Origin of the sequence: Streptomyces sp. NPDC007095, assembly GCF_040634475.1 — a bacterium.
Classification (GTDB): domain Bacteria; phylum Actinomycetota; class Actinomycetes; order Streptomycetales; family Streptomycetaceae; genus Streptomyces.
This window is the reverse complement of the sequence record NZ_JBEYFS010000523.1, coordinates 1-1,416: the sequence shown is the minus strand read 5'-3', so window position 1 is coordinate 1,416 and position 1,416 is coordinate 1. Positions and strand designations below refer to the sequence as shown.

Sequence of the window (1,416 nt, the reverse complement as noted above, 5' to 3'; positions counted from 1 at the left end):
ACCGCTACGACCTCTTCGGCAACAACAAGACCTTCGCCGACGACTTCTGCTACCACCCGCTGGGCGGCTGCGTGCTGGGCAAGGCCACGGACGGCCGATGCGCACTTCGGTCAGCCGGACGGTGGCACCGTCGCGGACATCGACGGCCGGGCCGGCCTGGGCGGTCACCTCCGTGTCATGCAGCGCGAGTTCGGCTCCGCCGACGACGCGGACGCCGACGCCGGCGCCGGAGACCGACAGCCGCTCTCCCTCGACCGCGGCGCCGTCGGTGACCAGCAGTCCATCGCCGCTCGCGTCGCGCACCGCGACCGACCGCATCACCGGTCGGCTGCCGCCCTCCACCACGACGCCGACCGGTGAGCCGGTGACCCGGCAGTCCTCCAGGTGTGGCCGCGCGGACTCGGTGATCCGCACCCCGGTGCGGGCGGCACCCGTCATCGAGCAGCCGCGCAGGGTCGGGGCCGAGCCGCCGCCGATGAGGACCGACTCGGCGCGGGAGCCGGTGAAGACGCAGTCGGTGAGGACGACGTCGCCGCGGCTGGTGAGGTACGCGTCCAGCCCGGAGCTGGCGAACACGGTGACCGCGCGTATCTCGGCCCGTCCGTTCTGCTCGGCGACCAGGGCGGGCTGCGCGCTGGCGGTGATCTCGGTGGTCTCGACGACGGCCTGTGCGTGCCCGTTGACGCAGACGCCGTTGCCGCCGGGCTCCTCCAGCCGGCAGTCGCGCACGGTCAGCCGTCCGCGTTCCGCGACCACGATGGCGGAGGAGAGGGTCTGGGCGACCGTGGTCTGCTCCACCACGTTGGCGCCGGGGGACGTCACGACGATGCCCGCGCCGCCGGCTCCCGTGACCCGGCACGAGCGGGCGATGAGGGTTCCCCGCTGCCAGGCGAGAATGCCCGCCCAGGCGTCTCCGGATACCGTGCACTGCTGGAGGGACGCCTCGCCGTGGCGTACCTCGACGACCGGGGTCTGCTCGCCGCCGCCCTCCAGGGCGAGTCCGTTGAGCTGGGCGGCCTCAGCGGCGATCACCACCGCGCTGGCGGTGCCACCGTCCACCCGGACGCTACCCGCCTCGGACGCGGTGGCGAGGGTGACGACCCGCTCGATGACGAGGGCCTCCTGGTAGGTGCCCGCGGCGATGGTGATGAGGGCCCCGTCGGTGGCGTCGGCCAGGGCGTGGCCGATGGTGCGGTACGGCGCGGAGCCGTCCTGGGAGACCAGCAGCATCTGCCGGCTCATGGTGTTGTCCTCTTTCCCGGTGGGGCTTGTGCGGCTGGGGTGTCCGGCGCCGCGGCGCCGGGGGCAAGGATCACCGCGTCTTCATGAAGTACGAGGACGCCGACAGGATCGGGCCGCCGATGCCGCGGTCCTTGGCGATCTTCGCGGCGCGCAGGGCGTCGATGATGACACCCG

General features: G+C 73.3%; 1 pseudogene. It reads right to left on the bottom strand.

Annotated features, from left to right (window positions below):
* Positions 1-201 precede the first annotated feature (201 nt).
* Positions 202-1,230 (bottom strand): annotated as a pseudogene (locus tag ABZ656_RS57925) (right-handed parallel beta-helix repeat-containing protein); the annotation flags it as partial.
* Positions 1,231-1,416: the final 186 nt, after the last annotated feature.